Here is a 19,732-nt window from a genome sequence, read left to right as displayed (position 1 = left end):
GTGGATACACGACATCCGAACCTACCGGGCGCCGGTGACCTCGGCAGCTCGGCGGGGACCGGTGAACCGGTAGTCGTCGAGGTCGAAGTGACCGCTGCGCCAGGCCGATTCCACCGTCGAGGAGGGCCGCAGCGGCACATCGCCGTGCGCGTCGAAGTAGTAGCTGTTGGCCAGCGCGCAACTGTCCTGCCAGAACACCTGGCCGCCGCGCCGGGCCAGCATCTCGCGGAAGAAGCGGTCGTTCGCCGCGTCGGTGACCTCCACCCGGGTCGCGCCGTGCGTGCGCGCGTGCCGTAGACAGCGCAGGATATGGCGGGTCTGGTTCTCGATCAGGGTGAAGTACGAGGCGCCGTTGTAGCCGTAGGGGCCGATGATGGAGAAGTAGTTGGGGAAACCGGGCACGCTCACGCCCTCGTAGGCTTGCAGGCGGTTCTCGTCCCACCATTTCTCCAGGTCGCGGCCGCCGACCCCGTGCAGATCGTAGGTCGGCATATTGCCCGACTCCATCACCTTGAAGCCGGTGGCCAGGATGAGGACATCGGCCGGATGTTCGGTGCCCGCGGCGGTGCGCACGCCGGTGGGGGTGATCTCGGCGATGGCGTCGGTCTCCAGCGTGACGTTCGCGCGGTTGAAGGTGGCCAGGTAGTCGTTGGAGAAGCTCGGGCGCTTGCAGCCCAGCGCGTAGTCCGGGGTGAGGGCGGCGCGCACGGCCGGGTCCTTGACCTGCCGTCTCAGGTGCGCGAGGCCCGCGCGTTCGCCGATCGCGGCGGTGGGCAGCGAGGTGTAGTAGTGCGCGGCCAGTGGGAAGGTGAACTCGACGTAGGTCTGGCTGAGCAGGCGGGTCAGGGTGCGGCCGCCGGGGACCCTCAGGGCCAGGCGCGCGGCGGTGGGCAGCGGCAGGTCGGGGCGCGGCAGGCACCAGATGGGCGTGCGCTGGAAGACGGTGAGCCGGTCCACCTCGGGCGCGATCTCCGGGATGACCTGCACCGCCGACGCGCCCGTCCCGATGATGGCCACTCGCTTGCCGCGCAGATCCTGGGTGTGATCCCAGCGGGAGGTGTGCATGGTCAGGCCCGCGAAGGACTCGATGCCCGCGATCTCGGGCAGCTTGGGCCGGGTGAGCACGCCGGTCGCGCTGATCAGGAAGCGCGCAGACAGTTCGGCGCCGTCGCCGGTGCGCAGCACCCAGCGCTCGCCCACCTCGTCGAAATCGGCGCCGAGCACGGTGGTGCCGAAGCGGATGCGGGGGCGCAGGCCGTACTTGTCCACACACGATTCGGCGTAGGCCTTGAGTTCCCGGCCGGGGGCGTAGACCCGTGACCAGTCGGTGCGCTGTTCGAAGGAGAACTGGTAGCTGAACGACGGGATGTCCACGGCGACACCGGGATAGGTGTTCCAGTGCCAGGTCCCGCCGACGCCGTCGGCCTCGTCCACGATCAGGAAATCCTCGAAACCGGCCTTGCGTAGCTCGATGGCCGCGCCGATACCGGAGAACCCGGCGCCGACGATGATGATCTCGTGATCGATTCCGGTGGTCATGCTGTCTCCTTCAGGCGGGTGGCCGAGGCGGGCAGGCGGCCGGGGCGGGCCAACCTGCGGACGACGTGGCCCGTGTCGTCGGCGTAGACGATGCTGTCCACCCGGTGTTCGATGCCGTCGACGGTGCGCACCCCCAGCGGGGACAGCCGGGCGATCGGCCAGGTGACCAGGGCGCAGTGCGGCTGTCGCAGGGTGCGGTAGTAGCTGTTGTGCAGGGCCAGGCCCGCGTCGTCGTCGGGGGTCAGGCGGTGGCGCAGCCACGAATCCCGCACCTGGGCACGCAGATTCGCGCGGGCGGCGGCGCGCAGCAGCGGGGGTGGCAGGCGGCGCAGCAGGGTGCCCGGCAGCGGGGTGCGGGGCAGGATCCACACCGCGTCGGTCTGGAACACCGTCACCCGGGCGGCCTCGGCGGCGATTCCGGGCAGCAGCCGGGCCGCCGCCGCGCCGCCGCCGATGATCGCGACGCGTTCGCCGGTGAACTCGTGGCGCGGCCGGAAGTCCGTGCGGTGCAGCTGACGCCCGGTGAACGTGTCGGCGTGCGGTGGGATCATTTCGCCACCGGTTCGTAGGTGAGCTCCTTGGACCAGGACGGCCGGTGCCCGAGCACCCGCACCGGGAACCGGTCGATACAGGCATTGGACACATCCGCGAGCAGCTGAAACGGCTGACGCCGGTGAATCGTGGCCTTCCCGTGCATCTTCACCACGTGATACAGCGGCAGCCTGCGGATCGCGGGGCTGCGCTCGCCCACGTTCTCGTAGCGGCGCACCGCCTGCCACAGCTTCTCCTCGTCCAGGCCGAGGGCGACGATATTGGCCGACATGCGCGAGAGCAGCGGCGCGTAGAGCAGCGCGCCGAGCACGAACGACGGCCGCACCGCGAAACCGGCTGTCTCGATGGCGATCTTGCGCAGCGGGCCAGCGCCGAGCTGTTCGAGCACCTGGAAGCCGACGGCCAGATGCCGGGACTCGTCGTTGTTGATGTGCCGGAACACCTGGTGGCACACCGGGTCCTCGACCTCGTCGAGCAGGAACTTCACCAGCGCGCCGTCCAGCGCGGTCTCCAGCGAGGGGATGACGGTGCCGAGCACCGGCAGGCGCAGGCCCTCGGCGTAGCGGTCCAGCCAGCTGATCACCAGCCGGATGTTCTTGTTGGGCAACGGCATCGCGTCGCCGTCGAGCATGCCCCAGCGGCGCATCAGCGCGAGTTCGGCATTGGCGTGCTTCTGCTCCTCGGCGTGGAAGTGCCGGTAGATCTCGCGCAGCGCGCCGGGTGGCGCCTGCTGGATCAGCGCGGCGAAACCGCGGGCGCCCACGTGCTCGATCCACACCAGATCGGCCATGAAGGCGGCCAGCCGGGGACGCTGCTCATCGGTGATGGTCTCGGCACCGGGTGCGTCCCAGTCGATATCGGCCAGTGCCCATTGCCGGGCGCGGATGGTGGCGAGCATGTCGGGATATGCGAACGTCATTGTTCGGCCTCCTCGGGAGATGGTGGATCAGCGCACGACCCGCTCCAGCAGGCCCGCGGAACGGGTGTAGGTGGTGGGCATCCAGCGTTTGGCCTGCCAGAGCAGCTTGGCCTCGAGCTGGGGGACGACGTACAGCTCGCCGCGATCGACGGCGTCGAGGGTGGCGCGGGCGATGGACTCCGGGGCGCGCCCGGTCCAGCGCAGCAGCAGCCCGCCCAGGCGCTCGGCGGTCTCGTCCATCGGCGAATCCGCCTGCATGATCCCGGTTTTCACGCCGGTCGGGCACAGCACCGTGACCCCGACGCCGGTCCCGGCCAGCTCGGCCGCCATGGTCTCCGAGAGCGCGAGCACGCCCGCCTTGCTGACGTTGTAGGCGGCCATCCGCGGCGCGGCGCCGAAGGCCGCGGCCGAGGCCACGTTCACCAGCGCGCCCCGGCCCGCCGCGCGCAGGATCGGCGCGAAGACATGACAGCCGTGGATGACGCCCCACAGGTTCACCCCGAGCGTGCGCTGCCAGTCGTCGAGGGAGAACTCGCCGACCGGCGGACCGCCCGCCCCGATGCCCGCGTTGTTGACGACCACGGTGGGCGCGCCGCCGAACCAGTCCCGCGCGGTCTCGGCCAGCCCGGTGACCTCGGCGATCGAGGTGACATCGCAGCCAGCGCCGATCGCCTTGCCGCCCGCGGCCTCGACCAGGTCGGCGGTGTCGGCGGCGCGTTCGGAGTCGATATCGGAGCAGAGCACCCGGCCGCCGCGGCTGCCCAGTTCCACCGCGAAGGCGCGGCCGATGCCGCTGCCCGCGCCGGTGACCACGGCGTCGGCGCGGGTGGTCCGGCGGGGACCGCCGAAGGGAAACAGTCGCATGGCAACTCCCGGTTCGCCCGGTGCCGATTCCAAACTGGTGGCGTATGCCACCATTGGCCGCACCTGACACCAATTAGGCGCGTGACGGGGTACTTTGTCAACCATGGATGTACGTGCACCGGCCCGGACCTGGGGTGGGCGGACCGCAGAGGAGCGCAGGGCGCGGCGGCGCGAGGCGCTGGTGTCCGCGGCGCTGGACATCTGGCTCGACAGCGGCTGGGCCGCGGTGACCATGCGCGGGGTGTGTCAGCGGGCCGGGCTCAACGACCGGTACTTCTACGAGAGCTTCGCCGACCGCGACGAACTGCTCGGGGTGGCGTGGGACGAGGTCTGCGCGGAGGTGTTCGCCGATCTCGCGGTGGTGGTCGCCGAGCACAGCGACCGCACCCCGCTGGAGATCCTGCACGCGGTGATCGCGCGCGCGGTCGCGTTGCAGACCGACCAGCGCGGCCGGGCCCGCATCCTGCTGGCCGAGCACGCGGGCAGCGCCGTGCTCGAACGACGGCGCCAGACCATGCTCACCGACTCCACCGACCTCATGGTCGCGATCGCCTGGCCCTACCTGCGGAAAGGCGTCGACGAGACAGCGTTCCGGATGAGCACGCTGGCCGGGATCGGCGGCTTCATCGAGCTGCTCACCGCCTGGCGCAGCGGCGCCCTCGACGTGGACGCCGAACGCCTGGTCGAGCACACCACCGCCATCGCCGTGCAGCTCGGCGGCGCGTTCCTGCCGCCGGAGATCATCGGCGGCTAGACGGTGCGGCGGTACTGCCCGCCCACCGCGAAGAACGCGTCGGTGACCTGCTGCAAGGTGCACACCCGGGCGGCGTCCATCAGCACCTCGAAGATATTGCCGTCGGTGTGGGCCACCTCGGTCAGCCGGGCGAGCGCGCGATGGGATTCCTCGCTGTGGTCGTCGCGGAATTCGCGCAGCCGGGTGAGCTGGGACTGCCGCTCGGCCTCGGTGCCGCGGGCCAGTTCGAGCGGGCCGTGCGCGGCCTCGTCGTCGGGGCCGCGGAAGGTGTTCACCCCCACGATCGGCAGCGTGCCGTCGTGTTTGCGCTGTTCGTAGCGCAGGGACTCGTCCTGGATGCGGCCGCGCTGATAGCCGGTCTCCATGGCGCCGAGCACGCCGCCGCGTTCGCTGATCCGCTCGAATTCCCGCAGCACGGCCTCTTCGACGAGATCGGTGAGTTCGTCGACGACGAAACTGCCCTGGAGCGGATTCTCGTTCATCGCCAGGCCCCATTCCTTGGCGATGATCAGCTGGATGGCCAGCGCGCGGCGCACCGAATCCTCGGTGGGCGTGGTGACGGCCTCGTCGAAGGCATTGGTGTGCAGGCTGTTGCAGTTGTCGTAGACCGCGATGAGCGCCTGCAACGTGGTGCGGATGTCGTTGAACTGCATTTCCTGGGCGTGCAGCGAGCGGCCCGAGGTCTGCACGTGGTACTTGAGTTTCTGCGCGCGTTCGCCCGCGCCGTAGCGCTCGCGCAGCGCGACAGCCCAGATCCGGCGGGCGACCCGGCCGATCACGGTGTACTCGGGGTCCATGCCGTTGGAGAAGAAGAACGACAGATTCGGGGCGAAATCGTCGATGGCCAGGCCGCGCGCGAGATAGGTCTCCACATAGGTGAAGCCGTTGGCGAGGGTGAAGGCGAGCTGGCTGATCGGGTTCGCGCCCGCCTCGGCGATGTGATAGCCGGAGATGGACACCGAGTAGAAATTGCGGACCTCGTTGCGCACGAACCATTCCTGGACGTCGGCCATCATGCGCAGGCTGAATTCGGTGGAGAACAGGCAGGTGTTCTGGCCCTGGTCCTCCTTGAGGATGTCGGCCTGCACGGTGCCGCGCACGGTCGACAGGGTGCGCGCCCGGATCTCGGCGGCCTCCTGCGCGGTCGGCGCGCGGCCCTCGGCCTCGGTGAAACGGTCCAGCGCCTGGTCGATCGCGGTGTTGAGGAAGAAGGCGAGGATGGTGGGGGCGGGGCCGTTGATGGTCATCGAGACCGAGGTGGTCGGCGCGCACAGGTCGAAACCGTCGAACAGGGTGCGCATGTCCTCGATGGTGGCCACCGAGACGCCCGAGGTGCCGACCTTGCCGTAGATGTCCGGGCGTTCGGCCGGGTCGTGGCCGTAGAGGGTGACCGAGTCGAAGGCGGTGGACAGGCGGGTGGCCTCGGCGTGCGCGCTGAGGACCTTGAAGCGGCGGTTGGTGCGGGCCGGGTCGCCCTCCCCGGCGAACATGCGCGCGGGGTCCTCGTTGTCGCGCTTGAACGGGAAAACCCCTGCGGTGAACGGGAATCGGCCGGGGAGGTGCTCGGCGCGCAGGAAGCGCAGGAGTTCGCCGTCGTCGGTGTAGCGGGGCAGGGCGACGCGGGGAATGCTGGAGCCGGACAGGGATTCGCGGCGCAGGGGAGTGCGCAGTTCGCGGTCACGGACGTGGACCACCTGTTCCGCGCCGCGGTAGCTCTCGGCGAGGGCGGGCCACTCGGCCAGGAGCGCGGCGGATTCGGGGGAGAGGGTGGCGCGGGCCCGGTCGAGGAGTTCGGTGACGGCGGTGTCGTCGGGGAGTTCGTCGTGGACCAGGGTCAGGCGCTGAACGCGTTGTGCGGCGGCGGATTCCGTCGCGGTGGTGGCGTGGTAGGCGCGGACGGTCTCGGCGATCTCGGCCAGGTAGCGCACGCGGGCGGGCGGCACGAGCTGGGCGAAGCGGGTGGAGACCTTGGTGTCCACCCGTGGCAGCGTGCCGGGTTCCAGGGTCAGGCCGTGCTCGGTGAGCAGGCCGGTGAGGTGCTGGTAGAGGGCGGTGACGCCGTCGTCGTCGAAAGTGGCCGCGCTGGTGCCGAAGACGGGCATGTCGGCGGGGGTGGCGCCGAATTCGGCGCGGTTGCGGATCAATTGGCGGGCCACGTCGCGGGCCGCGTCGGCGGCGCCGCGGCGCTCGTACTTGTTGACCGCGACCACGTCGGCGTAGTCGAGCATGTCGATCTTCTCGAGCTGGGAGGCGGCGCCGAACTCGGGTGTCATCACGTAGAGCGCCACGTCGACGTGGTCGACGATGCCCGCGTCGCCCTGGCCGATGCCGGGGGTCTCCAGGATCACCAGGTCGAAACCGGCGGCCCGGCAGGCGGCGATCATGGTGTCGATGTCGTCGGGGAGTTCGTGATTGCCGCGGGTGGCCAGCGAGCGGAAGTAGACGTGGTCGCCGTCGAGGGCGTTCATCCGGATACGGTCACCCAGCAGCGCGCCGCCAGCGCGCCTGCGGGTGGGGTCCACCGCGAGCACGGCGACGCGCAGTTTGTCCTGCTGGTCGGTGCGCAGCCTGCGCACCAATTCGTCGGTGAGCGAGGACTTTCCGGAGCCGCCGGTGCCGGTGATGCCGAGGACGGGCACCCGGCGCGCGGCCGACGCCGTCAGGATGGCGGTGCGGTCGGGTGCGGTCAGCGCGCCCTGTTGCAGGCAGGTCAGGGTGCGGGCCAGGGCGCGCCGGTCGCCGGTGTAGAGGGCGTCCAGGTCGGGTGGAGTGGCGGCCGGGTCGACATCGCACTCGCGGACGAGTTCGTTGATCATGCCGGGCAGGCCGAGGCGCTGGCCGTCCTCGGGGGAGAAGATCCGCACGCCGCCGCGCGCGAGCCGCGCGATCTCCTCGGCGACGATCACCCCGCCGCCCCCGCCGAAGATCCGCACGTGCCCCGCGCCCGCCTCGCGCAGCGCCTGGGCCAGGTACTCGAAGAACTCGATGTGGCCGCCCTGGTAGGAGCTCACCGCCACACCCTGGACATCTTCCTCGAGGACCGCGTCGACGATCTCGCGGACCGAGCGGTTGTGGCCCAGGTGGATCACCTCGGCGCCCTGGCTCTGCAGGATCCGCCGCATGATGTTGATCGCGGCGTCGTGGCCGTCGAACAGCGCCGCCGACGTCACGAACCGCACCGGATGAACAGGAACATGCAGTGCGCTGGACTCGCCCATGGCATTCCTCCGCCGACTGGTCGCACGCCCGATACTCGGACATCAAACTAATTCTAGTGTGAACGGCGTCACTGTGCCGGGAAACGCTCCGCCGCGCTGGGCCCGGATTCGCCGCCGGGCTCGCCATACTGCTCGGATGGTTCGCGAGCACAGGGTGGGTGTGGCGCTGGAACGGCTGGTGGCGTCGGGGGTGATCAGTGCCGAGCAGCGCGGGGCGGTGCTGCGGGCGGTCGACGAGCAGGAACGCGCGGGACGGGCGCCCGCGGGGTGGGTCGCGGCGGAGATCGTCGCCTATCTCGGTGCCGGGCTGGTCGCGGCCGGGCTCGCGCTGTTCCTGGGGCGGGCGTGGAGCGAGGTGGCGCAATCGGGGCGGGTGGTGCTGCTGGTGGTGGTGGCCGGGTGCGCGATCGGCGGGGCGGTGGTGCTGGCGGGTGGGTGTCGCGGGGTGTTCCGGCGGGTGCCGATCGCCGGGGCCGGGCGGGTGCGGCTGGCGGCGGTGCTGCTGGTGCTGGCGGCCGGGGCGCTTACCGGGGCGGTGGCGACGGCGTTCGGCGAGCACGGGGCCGCCGAGCATCCGGCCGTGCTCGCGGGGCTGCTCGTCGCGGTGCTCGGGTATCTGCTGATACCGACCGTGCTGGGGATGGTGGCGGTGGCGGTGTTCGGGGTCGCGGCGGTGTTCCAGGTGACCGACGCGGTGTTCGCGGTCCGCGATCCGTGGCAGGGGATCGTGCTGCTGGGGTTCGGGGCGGTGTGGTTCGGGCTGGCCTGGGCGCGGCTGCTGGTCGCCGAGTGGGCCGGGTATGTGATCGGCGGCGTGGTCGCGGTGGTCGGCGCGCAGTCGGTGAGTTTCGGTGACTCGCTGTGGGCGCCCGTGCTCACCGGGCTGATCGGGCTGACCTGCCTGGGGCTCTACGCGGTGCGTCGGGAACCGGTGCTCGTGCTGGGCGGCGCGGCGACGGTGGCGATCGCGGTGGGGCAGGTGGTGGCCGAGCGCACCGGGGGCGGTCCGGCGGTGGCGAGTCTGGTGCTGGCGATCGGGGCGGTGGTGCTCACGGTGGGGCTGATCGTGCTGGTGTTGCGACCGCGATAGCCGGGAGTGCGCCGAAATGGGTATCAGACCTTATTCTCGCGCCCGTCCCGAGATGAAACACTGAGTTCAGACCACACGACAGACGCCGGGCCCGGTGCCCGGACGATGATGGCTCGCCGTGTGCGGACCCCGGCCGCGGTGAGACCGCCCCGGCCGTGCCCGCGCGTCCGGATCGGTCGTCTCCCGCCGCGGACCTCCGGGATTCATCCGGTCGAGCCGAGCGGATCGGCGGTGGGTACGGATGGCCAACGACGTCCCCGGAACAGCGGGAACGCGCGACGCCGCGCCCGCCTGGCACGCCCTCGACGCCACCGCCACCCTGGAACGGCTCGGCTCGGCACCCACCGGGCTCAGCGCCGCCGAAGCCGCGCGCAGGCTGGCCGAGCACGGGCCCAACACCCTGCCAGCGGGTCGCCGTGATCGCTGGTGGTGGCGGCTGCTGCGGCAGTTCCACAATGTGCTGCTGTACGTGATGCTCACCGCCGCGGTGATCACCGCGTTCCTGGCGCACTGGGTGGACACCTCGGTGCTGCTCGGCGCGGTCGTGGTCAACGCGATCCTCGGCTTCATCCAGGAGGGGCGCGCCGAGACCGCGCTCGACTCGATCCGCGCCGCGCTCGCGCCGCGCGCCCGGGTGAACCGGGACGGGGAGATCATCGATATCCCGGCGGCCGAGCTCGTCCCCGGCGATGTGGTGCGCTTGGCCTCCGGCGATCGGGTGCCCGCGGACCTGCGCCTCATCGATGTCCGTGACCTGCGGATCGACGAGGCCGCGCTGACCGGGGAATCCATGCCGGTGCACAAGACCGCCGCGCCGGTCGAGCACGCGGCCGAACCCGCGGACCGGCGCGGCAATGCCTACGCGGGCACCGTCGCGGTGTTCGGCGGCGCCGACGGTGTGGTCACCGCCACCGGCGTCGACACCGAGCTCGGGCGGATCAACGAGCTGCTGGCGGGCATCCGCAAGACCACCACGCCGCTGCTGCGCCAGATCGGCCACTTCGGCCGATGGCTGGCCACGGTGATCCTCGGGGTGGCCGTGCTGGCGTTCGTGCTCGGGGTCACCGTGCGCGGGGAACCGCCCTCGGAGATGTTCACGCTGGTCGTGGCGCTGGCGGCGTCGGCGATTCCGGAGGGGCTACCCGCGGTCATGACGGTGACGTTGTCGCTGGGGGTGCAGCGGATGGCCCGGCGCAAGGCGGTGATCCGGCGGTTGCCCGCGGTGGAGAGCCTCGGCTCGGTGACGGTGATCTGCTCGGACAAGACCGGCACGCTCACCCGCAACGAGATGACCGTGCAGAAGGTGGTGACCGCCGACCGCGCCGTGGACGTCGGCGGCGTCGGCTACGCGCCGGTCGGCGACCTGACCGACACCGACGGCGAACCCGTCGACCCGGACAGCGGCGAAGCCCTGCGCCTGGCCGTGCGCGCGGGGGTGCTGTGCAACGACGCGCGCCTGGACGAGGTCGACGGCACCTGGGACATCGAGGGCGACCCCACCGAAGCCGCCCTGCTGGTCCTCGGTGTGAAGGCGGGTCTCGCGCGCGCCGAGGCCGAGCAGGCCTGGCCCCGGCTGGACGCGATCCCCTTCGAATCCGAGCGGCGGTTCATGGCCACCCTGCACGAGGCCGACCTGCCCGGCCAGGAGCGGATCTATCTCAAGGGCGCCCCCGAACGCGTGCTCGAGTCCTGTACCGGGCAGCTGTGGGCGGGCAGCGCGGTGCCGCTCGACGCCGAACGCTGGCGGCACCGGGTCGCCGAGACTGCCGCCCAGGGCCTGCGGGTGCTCGCCGTCGCCTACCGGGACCGGCCCGCGGCCGACGGTGTCCTCGACCTGGCCGACACCGAGGACGGATTCACCCTGCTCGGCCTCATCGGCATCATCGACCCGCCCCGCACCGAGGCCATCGCCGCCGTGCGCGACTGCCACCGGGCCGGGATCACGGTCAAGATGATCACCGGCGACCACGCCGCGACCGCCACCGAGATCGGCGCCCAGATGGGCTTGGGCCGCGGCCGCGAGGCCCTGACCGGCACCGATATCACCACCCTCGACGACGAGGCGCTGCGCCGCGTGGTCGGCGAGGCCGAGATCTTCGCCCGCACCCGCCCCGAACACAAGCTGCGCATCGTGCAGGCCCTGCAGAACTCCGGCGAAGTCGTCGCCATGACCGGTGACGGCGTCAACGACTCCCCGGCGCTGGCCCAGGCCGACGTGGGCGTGGCCATGGGCCGCGGCGGCACCGAGGCCGCCAAGGAAGCCTCCGACATGGTGCTCGTCGACGACAATTTCGCGACCATCGCCGCGGCCGTGCGGGAAGGGCGTGGCGTCTACGACAACCTCAAGAAGTTCATCCTGTTCATGCTGCCGACCAACGGCGGCGAGGCACTGGTGGTGATCGCGGCCATCCTGTTCCCGCTCACTCTGCCGCTCACCCCCGCCCAGGTGCTGTGGATCAACCTCGCCACCGTCAGCACCCTGGGCCTCGCGCTGGCCTTCGAACCCACCGAGGCGGGCGTCATGCGGCGGCCACCCCGGCCACCGACCGAATCGCTGCTGTCGGGCTTCTTCGTCTGGCGGGTCGCGCTGGTCTCGGTGCTGATGATGGCGGGCGCGCTGGGGCTGTTCCTGTGGGAGATCGACTCGGGGACCAGCGTCGAGACCGCCCGCACCCTCGCGGTGAACGCCATCGTGGTGACCGAGATGTTCTACCTGATCAACAGCCGCCACATCCGGGGCTCGGTGCTCAACCGGGAGGGCCTGTTCGGCAGCAAGTACGTGCTCGGCGCGATCAGCGCGTGCGTCGTGCTGCAACTGCTGTTCACCTACGCGCCGTTCATGCAGGCGATCTTCGGGTCGTCCGGGCTCAGCGGGACCGAATGGCTCAAGGTCATCGCCGTGGGCCTGGCGGTGTTCCTCATCGCCGAGACCGAGAAGGCGGTGATCCGCTCGGTGCGCGGGCACCGGCAGTGGAAGGCCAGGCCCCGGCACATGCAGGCGCTCAGCGCCGCCCCGCCCGCGCACCTGCTGGTCGCGACGGATCTGTCCGAGGAGGCGGGCCGGGCCCTGGACCGCGCGGCCCGGCTGGCGACCGTCCATCACGCCCGGCTCACCGCCGTGCACGCGCTGCCCGGCCACGCCGACGAGGCGGCCGTCGCGGCGGCCACGGCCCGGCTGCGCGCCCATGTCGACCGGTTCGCGGGGGAGCATTGCGAGGACATCGTGGTCCGCGCGGGCGACACCAACTCCGTCATCGTCGACGAGGCCGCCGCCCGTGCCGCCGACCTGCTGCTGGTCGGGGCCCGCGGTGCCCGCCCGGTGGCCCGCGCGCTGCTCGGCGGCACCGCCGAAACCCTGGTGCGTTCCAGCCGCATTCCGGTGCTGGTGGTGAAAAACGTTCCCGCGCGGGACTATCGGCGGGTGGTACTGGCCGTGGACAGCTCCTCGGTCGCCGCGAACGCCGCGCGGGCGGGAACCATGCTCACCCTCGGCGCCGAGCACGCGCTCGTGCACGCCAGCCTGCCCGGCCCGCGGCGCACCCGGGTGCGCACGGCCGACCCGGAATCGATCCACCGGCACCTGGCCCGGCTGTCACAGAGCCTGGCGCGCGCCCCGGAACGCACCCTCGTCGCCGCCGGGCCACCTCGCAGGCGGATCACCGAGGCAGCCACCGAGCTGACCGCCGACCTCATCGTCCTCGGCGGCGGCCGCCACTCCCGGCTCGGCTACGCGCTGCTGGGCTCCACCGGACAGGGCGTGCTGCGCGACGCCGGTGCCGATGTGCTGCTCGTCCCCGACACCCCCGACCGCCGCTGAGGAAGGAGAGGCCGATGCCACACTGCCCACGGCCCGTGATCGTGGTCGCCGTCGACGGTTCACCATCCTCGCACCGGGCCGTCACCTGGGCGGCGGCCGAAGCCGGACTGCATCACTGCGAACTGCACATCGTCACCTCGATGGCGATCCGCACCGATTCCGGATACGTCACGCCACCGAGTGATTTCGGCCGTCGCTGGCTCTACGAGCGCGGGCGGGTCATCACGCACGAGGCGCATCTGGTCGCCCAGGCGGTCGACCGGTCGCTGGTCACCAGCGTCGAAGTTACTTTCGCGCCGGTCTCCCCGGCGGTCATCGCGCGGTCGACCCGGGCGCGGATGGTGGTGGTCGGGCGACGGGGTCCGGGCGGGATCCGGCTCGGCGGGCTGGGGTCGGTGAGCGCGCCCGTGGTGCGGGGCGCACACTGCCCGGTGGGGGTGGTCGGGGCCGAGGTGGCGCTGGACGGGCTGCCGCGGGCCGGACCGGTCGTCGTCGGGGTGGACGGCGGCGGCAACAGCGTCGCCGCCGTGCGCGCCGCCTTCGATGAGGCGGCTCGCCGTCAGGTGGACTTGGTCGCCGTGCACGCCTGCGGCGACGACGCCCGGCGCGCGGCCGCGGTGCTGGCGGAGAACATCGCCGGTTTCGGCGGGCGCTATCCCGAGGTGCGGGTGCGGCGGGTGGTCGACGCGGATTCCGCGGCGCATTCGCTGCTGGCCGAATCCGCGCGGGCCCAGCTGCTGGTGATCGGCAGCCACGGGCGTGGACCGCTGGCCGGGCTGGTCTTCGGGTCGACGAGCAAGGCGCTGCTGCGCGCGGCGCGGCTGCCGGTGCTGGTGGCCCGGCCGCGGGCGGCGTGAGACCGCTCAGCGCAACAGCGTGGTCTCCTGGGCGCGGATCGTGCGGAAGAAGCGCGGGCCGACATCGCTGCCGTCGTGGTTGTAGCTGTCGATGATCTCGGCCAGCTCGTCGGCGAAGCCGCGCAGGTCCGCGGTCGCGGTGGTGCGCTCGAACTCGTCGGATTCCCAGCCCCACGCCGGCGGGATGTGCTCGATGGTGACCACGATCTGGTCGGCGAACGGCGTGCTCACCGACACCGTCACCTCGGCGGGCGCGGCCGCCAGCGGGCTGTGCACCCGCAGCTCCCCTGGCTCACCCGCGATGGTGAACAGCCGGGCGAAACTGATGTCCTCGCGCACCGACTCCACGATCGAGGACGTGCTCGCGTGCCTGCCCGGCCGGTCGTGCCGGGCGCCGTAGACCCGATCCGGGTGCGCGGTCGCGGACCCGCCGGGGGACTTGCGCAGGATCCGGTCGAGCATCCGCTGGGCGGTGGCCCGCTCGTCCGCGCCGGTGTTCTCGTGGTCGATGAGTGCCCGCAGGCGGCTGATCCGCACGAAGTGGTCGGTGCCCATGTCCCGATTGTGCCGTAGCGGCGCGCGGACCGGCCGTCTCCCACGGGGCGTGCCGCGCGGGCCGTCGCGGCTCGGTATGGTTCGGACCATCCGTGACCATTGAGGAACAAGAGGGTGTCGTGACCGAATTCGAGACGATTCTGCTGGAGCGCAAGGGTGGCGGCGAAGGGAAAGGCGGGGTCGGCTGGATCACGCTGAACCGCCCCAAGGCGCTCAATGCCCTCAACGCCCAGGTACTCGACGACGTCATCGCCGCGCTCGACGAGCTCGAGCGTGACGACTCGATCGGCGCCGTGGTGATCACCGGCTCCGAGAAGGCCTTCGCGGCGGGCGCCGACATCAAGGAGATGGCCCCCAAGTCCTACATGGACATGTACATGGCCGATTTCTTCGCCCGCTGGGACCGCCTGGCCAGCTTCCGCAAGCCCACCATCGCCGCCGTCGCGGGCTACGCCCTCGGCGGTGGCTGTGAGCTGGCCATGCTCTGCGACATCCTGATCGCCGCCGACAACGCCAAGTTCGGGCAGCCCGAGATCAAGCTCGGCGTCATCCCCGGCATCGGCGGCTCGCAGCGGCTGACCCGCGCGGTCGGCAAGGCCAAGGCCATGGATCTCATCCTGACCGGCCGCAATATGGGCGCCGAGGAAGCCGAGCGGGCCGGTCTGGTCTCGCGCATCGTGCCCGCCGACCAGCTGCTCGACACCGCGCTCGAGACCGCGCAGACCATCGCCTCGATGTCGCTGCCGGTCGCGATGATCGCCAAGGAGGCGGTGAACCGCTCCTTCGAGACCACCCTGGCCGAGGGCCTGCTGTTCGAGCGCCGGGTGTTCCACTCGCTGTTCGCCACCGACGACCAGAAGGAAGGCATGGCCGCGTTCGTCGAGAAGCGTCCGGCCAACTTCACCAACAGCTAGTTCGGCTTCCAGCGCAGCGACCCCTCGGTGAACTGCGCTGTCGTCGGCGCGGTCCCCTTGTCGGGGGACCGCGGCGCGGCGTCGGTGCCGATCAGCCCGGCCACCGCGCCACCGAGAGTGGCTGTTACCGCCACCGCCGCGAGCAACCGGCGCCGGGCCGGGCGCTGCTGCCCGGCCCGCGCCGCCTCGGCCGCGCCCGCGCGCAACCGGGTCATCCGCAGCCGGGACGAGGGCCGCCGGGCCGCCAGCAGCACCGCGCCGCGCGCCGAGACGTACTCCGGTTCCGGGTCGTAGACGACCGGCAGCCCGACCAGCCCGGCCAGATCCGCGCGCAAGGTCGGATTGCGGGTGCAGCCGCCGAGCAGCACCAGCGCGCCCGGCCGCACACCCGTCTCGGTGATCAGCTGCCCGACGAAGGCGGCCGAATGCCGCAGCCCCTCCCCGCACAGCCCGGCCAGATCGCTGCGGGTCAGCACCGCGCGCTCGCCGGTATCGGCGTCGGCGGCGGTGACCACCCGCTCCTCGCTCAGCGATTCGCGATGCGCCCGGCTGGTGCGCGCGTCGGTGGCCACGCCGTCGCGGGCCAGCTGCCAGCGCAGCAGGGTGTCGTAGCCGTCGCCGCTGAGCACGGTGCTGCGGCGGCTCGCCAGGATGGTGTCGGTGCGGCAGTCGGCGTGGGTGATGGTCAGGCCGGAACTGCCCAGGTCGTAGAGGATCACCGAGTCGGCGGCGGGCAGCTGACCGGTGAAACGCAGGTAGCGCAGCTGGGCGAGCGGTTCGTCGACGATCGCCAGGGACTGGCCCGCCGCGGCTCGGATGGCGTCGGCGTGCAGTTCCGACCGGCAGGTGACCACCGTGTCGGTGACGCACTCGTCGCGCGCGAGCGCGGCCACCCGCATCCGCCGCACCGCGGTGAGCACCGATTCGGCGACCGAGGCGCCCGGCCTGCGCGGCACCCGCACCCGGTCCAGCGGCGGCAGGTGCGGCTGATCGGAGTGCGTCAGGACGGCGCGAGCACCGCCCGCACCCGCCGAGACCCCCAGGACCAGCACCATCGCTCCATGGTGGCTGCTTTTCGGCTAGCTGCCAAGGGCGCCGGGGGAGGAATCTCGGTCCGGCCGCCAGGTCGCGTGGAATGCGAGGTTTTCCGGATCGTCGGTCTCGAAGTCGCCCGCGTCGTGGCGGAACTGTGCCAGCAGATGGAGCAGTTCGCGGCCCCGCTCGGATGGCAGGCCGGGTTCGGCGAAGACCTGCGCGTTGAGCGCCTCGGTGGCCGCGGCCACGGATTGTCTTCCGGCGTCGGTGATTTCGATCAGGGTGGCGCGGCGATCGGTGGGATGGGGCACCCGGTTCACCAGCCCCGCGGCCTCGAGCCGGTCGACGGTATTGGTCACGCTGGTCGGATGCACCTGCAGGCGGGCGCTGGCCTTGGCCATCGGTAACGCGCCGGTCTTGCTGAAACTGAGCAATTGCAGCAGCTCATAGCGGGAAAAGGTGAGTCCGGAGGGCTTGAGCGCCACGTCGACCCTGGCCATCACGATCTGCTGAGCCCGGACCAGCGAGGTCACCAGGGCCATGCCGTCGGCCACCGAACCCCAGCCGTGTTCGATCCACTGTCGATACGCCTCGGCGATGGGGTCCTGGGAAAGCGGTCCGGGTCGTGACATGAATCCGATCATTTCACGACCCGGACCGCTTTCCCCGTTGGAGCGAGCGGCGGGAATTGAACCCGCGTTAACGGCTTTGCAGACCGTTGCCTAAACCACTCAGCCACGCCCGCCTCGCCATTGATAGTGCCGTGCGCGGCGGTCCGGGACGAGAGTTGCGATCAGCGTGATCGGAACCCGCCTCAGCGCAGTCCGGCCTCGGCCAGCAGGGCCTCGGCCTGCGCCGCGTCGAGCCTGCCCGGATCCGGGACGGCCGCCCGCAGCTCGGTCAGCGGGGGCAGGGCGGGGTCGGCGCCGATATCCGCGGCGACCGGATACTGCATCGAACCGCCGTCGCGAACAATTTCCTGTCCCGCCCGGCCGGTGACGAAGGCGAGGAATTTCCGCGCCTCCTCCTGCTTCGTACTCGATCGCAGCACCGCGCCACCCGCGACACTGAGGAATGCGCCGGGATCCGGCGCCGGAAAATAGTGCAGAGCCGTTCCGGTCTGCTGTTCGCGGTACCAGGCGTCCTGGAAGACCAGCCCGGATTCCGGCCTGCCCGTGCTCACCGCCGCGGCGACAGCGGCACCGTCGGGCAGCGCTACCGCGTTCGCCCGTACCCCGCGCAACCACGCGCGGGTCGCCTCGGCACCGCGCTGGGCCAGCAGCGCCGCCACGATCGCCTGGAAATCCGAACTCGCGGTGGCCGCCGCCCACCGCCCCTGCCAGGCGGGCTGTGCCAGGTCGAGCAACGAGGTCGGGAGCCCGCCGACCGGGAGGCCCGTCAGGTTGTCGACGAAACCCGGTGTGCGCGCGGCGATTCCGACCCAGGCATCACCGGCGGGCCGGAAGCGGGAGGGCACCTGATCGAGCGTCCCTTGGTCGAGGTCGGCGAACAACCCGTCCCGCTCCACCAGCGTCATCACCGGCGCGTTCGCACTGAGAAAGGCATCGGCGGGCGAATCGGCCCCCTCGGCGAGCAACTGCTGCCCCAACGCGATATCCCCGCCGTACCGCACGATCACCTCGACCCCGGTCTCCTCGGTGAACGCCGCCGCCCACTCCGCGACCAGCCCCGCGTCCTGCCCGGCGTACACGGTGATCTCATCGGCCCGCCCCGGCGCGGACCCACACCCACCCAGCGCGAACACCGCCGCCAGCACCACCGCCAGCACCCGCCCACCGCCCGCGACCATCGACGTCCTTCCCGCCCCGGGGAGATGAGGCTTCCCCCAGCAAAATACCCCGGGCGGCAAGGAAGTTCGGTCAGTGTTTGGTGGCGGGGACCGAGCAGATCTTCCAGGTGCCGTCTTCCTTGGCGAGGTGTTCCTCGGTGCTGCTCTCGGTATTGGGTTCCTCGCCCTCGACCGAGAGGGTGAGCTGGCCGGTGACGGTGGCCACGGCGGTGTCGCCGGTGACGACGATGTCCTTCACCTCGTCGATGGTGACCTGGACGGTGGCCGCGTCGAACTGTTTGCGCTGTTCGTCGGAGAGGTTCTCGATCTCGGTGCGGTCGGCGGTGCAGGCCAGGGCCGCGGCGGCGATGAAGCCCTCGGAGTCGAGGGTGTCGTAGAAGTCGCGGATGGCGACCTCGATCTTCTTCTCGTCCGAGGACAGGGGAGTGCGGCCCTGCAGGGTGAGCACGACGCCGGTGATCACCGCGCCGACCACCACCAGCGCGAGCACGCCCAGCCCGATGAACAGCCCGGTGCGCTTCTTCTTCGGCGGCTGCGGCGGCGGGAACACATCGGGATTACCCGGTGCGCCGGGAATCGGGTTCGCGCCCGCCTCGAACCCGGCGTGCGGATACCCGGGCGGCCCGGACGGAATGTTCGGTGGCTGCTGTCCCTCGGGGGGATTGGTCATGGCCCGCTCCTGATGTCATCGGGGGCCTGGCCCCCGCAACCGCTGTGGAACCGAACTCGAAGCGAGCGTGGCAGCACCCGCCAGTTCAGGCGAGTTCTGCGAACGCTCGGCACGTACCGTAGCCCGCCGATTCAGCGGCCGGGCAGCCGGGGTCGCCCGCCCCGGCGCCACCCATCGTGCGCCATCACCCCTATTTCTTGAGAGCCCAGACGAGGAGTTCCGGATGGCTGAGCAGATCGCTGGGTGTCAGAGCACCGGTAGTCGGCTTCTTGGCCGGGCGTTGGATGCGGCGGTCGACATGACGCTGTTGCCGCTCCCGGACAGCGAGCTGCCGGGAAGCCTCCTTCGCGCGCTGGTCGGCCTGTTCGAACCGGTCGCGGATACGCCGTACCGCCGCCGTGTGCTGGTCGCCGATTTGCTGCAGCTGGACGATCGGATTCACGACGTGGACTCCTGTTGGTCGATCGTCACCACGGTGGGAGCGGTGGCGAGGCTCGGGTCGCTATGGCGCTCCCGCTCGTTCTCGGTGGACGGGCGTACCGGGGGCAGTCCGACAAGTGACGACTGCGTCGGCTGGGAAATGTTCGCCGGGGCAGTGGTCGCCGGTGTAACCGTCGAAGGAGCGGTCCCGGCACTGGTGGTGCCGGGGTTGGTGGTGCCCGGGTTGGTTGTGCCGCCGGTGCTTCCAGGATCGGTGGTGCCGCCGTTGGTGCTTCCGGGGTTGGTGGTGCCGGGGTTGGTTGTGCCGGGGTTGGTGGTGCCGGGGTTGGTGGTGCCGCCGTTGGTGCTTCCGGGGTCCGTGGTGCCGGGGCTTGTGGTCCCGGGGTTGGTTGTGCTGCTTGCCGGGTCGTCCATCTTGTTGACGGAGTCGAGCACCTTCGAGATGCCTTCGCCGCCTGACTTGATGGCCTCGCCACCAGCCTTGACGATGTCGTCCACGTCATCGTCCAGCGAGCCGATCGCCTTGATCAGATCAGGAATGTTGCCGGTGATCTTGCTCGCCGACTCCAGCACATTCGCGATGTCTCCCGGACGCCACACACCCGCAGTGCCCATATCTTTGGTGCCGCCGGTCGTGCTCCCGCCGTTGGTGCTCCCGCCGTTGGTAGTGCCGGGGTTGGTGGTGCCGGGGTTGGTG

The 19,732-nt window shown here is 71.1% G+C and carries 16 protein-coding genes, 1 tRNA gene and 2 pseudogenes; 6 read left to right on the top strand and 13 right to left on the bottom strand.

Annotated elements, in window-relative coordinates; translation table 11 throughout:
- Positions 1-21: 21 nt before the first annotated feature.
- From WA675_RS15045 to WA675_RS15030, 4 genes are read right to left on the bottom strand one after another with little or no spacing between them, the layout of a single operon-like run.
- Positions 22-1,539 carry a flavin-containing monooxygenase gene (locus WA675_RS15045; RefSeq protein WP_336085014.1) on the bottom strand — a complete coding sequence of 506 codons (1,518 nt, stop codon included), beginning with the start codon at positions 1,537-1,539 and terminating at the stop codon, positions 22-24.
- Positions 1,536-2,090: an NAD(P)/FAD-dependent oxidoreductase gene (locus WA675_RS15040; protein ID WP_336085012.1), complete on the bottom strand. Its 555-nt coding sequence runs from the start codon at positions 2,088-2,090 to the stop codon at positions 1,536-1,538. The genes WA675_RS15045 and WA675_RS15040 overlap by 4 nt, the downstream gene beginning before the upstream one ends.
- On the bottom strand, positions 2,087-3,010 hold the full coding sequence (locus WA675_RS15035) for a ferritin-like domain-containing protein (RefSeq protein WP_336085010.1): 924 nt from the start codon (positions 3,008-3,010) through the stop codon (positions 2,087-2,089). The genes WA675_RS15040 and WA675_RS15035 overlap by 4 nt, the downstream gene beginning before the upstream one ends.
- 27 nt (positions 3,011-3,037) lie before the next feature.
- Positions 3,038-3,874: an SDR family NAD(P)-dependent oxidoreductase gene (locus WA675_RS15030; RefSeq protein ID WP_336085008.1), complete on the bottom strand. Its 837-nt coding sequence runs from the start codon at positions 3,872-3,874 to the stop codon at positions 3,038-3,040.
- Between the two features lie 103 nt (positions 3,875-3,977).
- On the opposite strand from WA675_RS15030, the gene WA675_RS15025 reads away from it, so the two are divergent.
- On the top strand, positions 3,978-4,628 hold the full coding sequence (locus WA675_RS15025) for a TetR/AcrR family transcriptional regulator (protein WP_336085006.1): 651 nt from the start codon (positions 3,978-3,980) through the stop codon (positions 4,626-4,628).
- On the opposite strand, the gene icmF is transcribed toward WA675_RS15025, so the two are convergent.
- On the bottom strand, positions 4,625-7,846 hold the full coding sequence (gene icmF / locus WA675_RS15020) for a fused isobutyryl-CoA mutase/GTPase IcmF (protein ID WP_336085004.1): 3,222 nt from the start codon (positions 7,844-7,846) through the stop codon (positions 4,625-4,627). The genes WA675_RS15025 and icmF overlap by 4 nt on opposite strands.
- 136 nt (positions 7,847-7,982) lie before the next feature.
- On the opposite strand from icmF, the gene WA675_RS15015 reads away from it, so the two are divergent.
- From WA675_RS15015 to WA675_RS15000, 4 genes and pseudogenes are all read left to right on the top strand, one after another.
- Entirely contained in the window at positions 7,983-8,936 is a 954-nt protein-coding gene (locus tag WA675_RS15015; RefSeq protein ID WP_336085002.1) for a DUF2157 domain-containing protein, read from the top strand.
- Between the two features lie 241 nt (positions 8,937-9,177).
- Positions 9,178-11,895: pseudogene (locus tag WA675_RS15010) on the top strand (cation-transporting P-type ATPase); the annotation flags it as partial.
- Positions 11,896-11,928: 33 nt separating this feature from the next.
- Positions 11,929-12,753, top strand: a complete 825-nt coding sequence (locus WA675_RS15005) for a universal stress protein (protein ID WP_336085454.1) — start codon at positions 11,929-11,931, stop codon at positions 12,751-12,753.
- Between the two features lie 14 nt (positions 12,754-12,767).
- Positions 12,768-13,610 (top strand): universal stress protein, encoded by an 843-nt coding sequence (locus WA675_RS15000; protein WP_336085000.1) that lies wholly within the window; start codon positions 12,768-12,770, stop codon positions 13,608-13,610.
- 6 nt (positions 13,611-13,616) lie between these two features.
- Here WA675_RS15000 and WA675_RS14995 read toward each other — a convergent pair whose 3' ends face one another.
- Positions 13,617-14,165 (bottom strand): hypothetical protein, encoded by a 549-nt coding sequence (locus tag WA675_RS14995; protein WP_336084998.1) that lies wholly within the window; start codon positions 14,163-14,165, stop codon positions 13,617-13,619.
- Positions 14,166-14,284: 119 nt separating this feature from the next.
- Here WA675_RS14995 and WA675_RS14990 point away from each other — a divergent pair, with 119 nt between their 5' ends.
- Positions 14,285-15,079: an enoyl-CoA hydratase gene (locus WA675_RS14990; protein WP_336084996.1), complete on the top strand. Its 795-nt coding sequence runs from the start codon at positions 14,285-14,287 to the stop codon at positions 15,077-15,079.
- Here the strand turns inward: WA675_RS14990 and WA675_RS14985 are convergent.
- From WA675_RS14985 to WA675_RS14955, 7 genes and pseudogenes are all read right to left on the bottom strand, one after another.
- Complete coding sequence (locus tag WA675_RS14985; protein ID WP_336084994.1) at positions 15,076-16,134, bottom strand: hypothetical protein; 1,059 nt, start codon at positions 16,132-16,134, stop codon at positions 15,076-15,078. The genes WA675_RS14990 and WA675_RS14985 overlap by 4 nt on opposite strands.
- Positions 16,135-16,158: 24 nt before the next feature.
- Positions 16,159-16,746 (bottom strand): MarR family winged helix-turn-helix transcriptional regulator, encoded by a 588-nt coding sequence (locus WA675_RS14980; RefSeq protein ID WP_336084992.1) that lies wholly within the window; start codon positions 16,744-16,746, stop codon positions 16,159-16,161.
- Positions 16,747-16,784: 38 nt separating this feature from the next.
- Positions 16,785-16,859 (bottom strand) — tRNA-Cys (locus WA675_RS14975).
- Positions 16,860-16,928: 69 nt separating this feature from the next.
- Positions 16,929-17,924: an extracellular solute-binding protein gene (locus WA675_RS14970; RefSeq protein ID WP_336084990.1), complete on the bottom strand. Its 996-nt coding sequence runs from the start codon at positions 17,922-17,924 to the stop codon at positions 16,929-16,931.
- A gap of 70 nt (positions 17,925-17,994) precedes the next feature.
- On the bottom strand, positions 17,995-18,594 hold the full coding sequence (locus tag WA675_RS14965) for an Rv0361 family membrane protein (RefSeq protein WP_336084988.1): 600 nt from the start codon (positions 18,592-18,594) through the stop codon (positions 17,995-17,997).
- A gap of 190 nt (positions 18,595-18,784) precedes the next feature.
- Entirely contained in the window at positions 18,785-19,036 is a 252-nt protein-coding gene (locus WA675_RS14960) for a hypothetical protein (protein ID WP_336084986.1), read from the bottom strand.
- A pseudogene (locus WA675_RS14955) lies at positions 19,033-19,732 on the bottom strand (hypothetical protein); the annotation flags it as partial. The pseudogene WA675_RS14955 and the gene WA675_RS14960, both read right to left, overlap by 4 nt.

The organism is Nocardia sp. SSK8, assembly GCF_037034205.1.
In the GTDB taxonomy this organism is placed as follows: domain Bacteria; phylum Actinomycetota; class Actinomycetes; order Mycobacteriales; family Mycobacteriaceae; genus Nocardia.
Note: the sequence above shows the minus strand (reverse complement) of the source record. Positions and strands in the feature narration are given on the sequence as shown.

Coding starts and splice junctions, on each gene's coding strand:
- WA675_RS15045 (WP_336085014.1), bottom strand. CDS start 1,539: ATGACCACCGGAATCGATCACGAGATCATCATCGTCGGCGCCGGGTTC.
- WA675_RS15040 (WP_336085012.1), bottom strand. CDS start 2,090: ATGATCCCACCGCACGCCGACACGTTCACCGGGCGTCAGCTGCACCGC.
- WA675_RS15035 (WP_336085010.1), bottom strand. CDS start 3,010: ATGACGTTCGCATATCCCGACATGCTCGCCACCATCCGCGCCCGGCAA.
- WA675_RS15030 (WP_336085008.1), bottom strand. CDS start 3,874: ATGCGACTGTTTCCCTTCGGCGGTCCCCGCCGGACCACCCGCGCCGAC.
- WA675_RS15025 (WP_336085006.1), top strand. CDS start 3,978: ATGGATGTACGTGCACCGGCCCGGACCTGGGGTGGGCGGACCGCAGAG.
- icmF (WP_336085004.1), bottom strand. CDS start 7,846: ATGGGCGAGTCCAGCGCACTGCATGTTCCTGTTCATCCGGTGCGGTTC.
- WA675_RS15015 (WP_336085002.1), top strand. CDS start 7,983: ATGGTTCGCGAGCACAGGGTGGGTGTGGCGCTGGAACGGCTGGTGGCG.
- WA675_RS15005 (WP_336085454.1), top strand. CDS start 11,929: ATGCAGGCGCTCAGCGCCGCCCCGCCCGCGCACCTGCTGGTCGCGACG.
- WA675_RS15000 (WP_336085000.1), top strand. CDS start 12,768: ATGCCACACTGCCCACGGCCCGTGATCGTGGTCGCCGTCGACGGTTCA.
- WA675_RS14995 (WP_336084998.1), bottom strand. CDS start 14,165: ATGGGCACCGACCACTTCGTGCGGATCAGCCGCCTGCGGGCACTCATC.
- WA675_RS14985 (WP_336084994.1), bottom strand. CDS start 16,134: ATGGTGCTGGTCCTGGGGGTCTCGGCGGGTGCGGGCGGTGCTCGCGCC.
- WA675_RS14980 (WP_336084992.1), bottom strand. CDS start 16,746: ATGTCACGACCCGGACCGCTTTCCCAGGACCCCATCGCCGAGGCGTAT.
- WA675_RS14970 (WP_336084990.1), bottom strand. CDS start 17,924: ATGGTCGCGGGCGGTGGGCGGGTGCTGGCGGTGGTGCTGGCGGCGGTG.
- WA675_RS14965 (WP_336084988.1), bottom strand. CDS start 18,594: ATGACCAATCCCCCCGAGGGACAGCAGCCACCGAACATTCCGTCCGGG.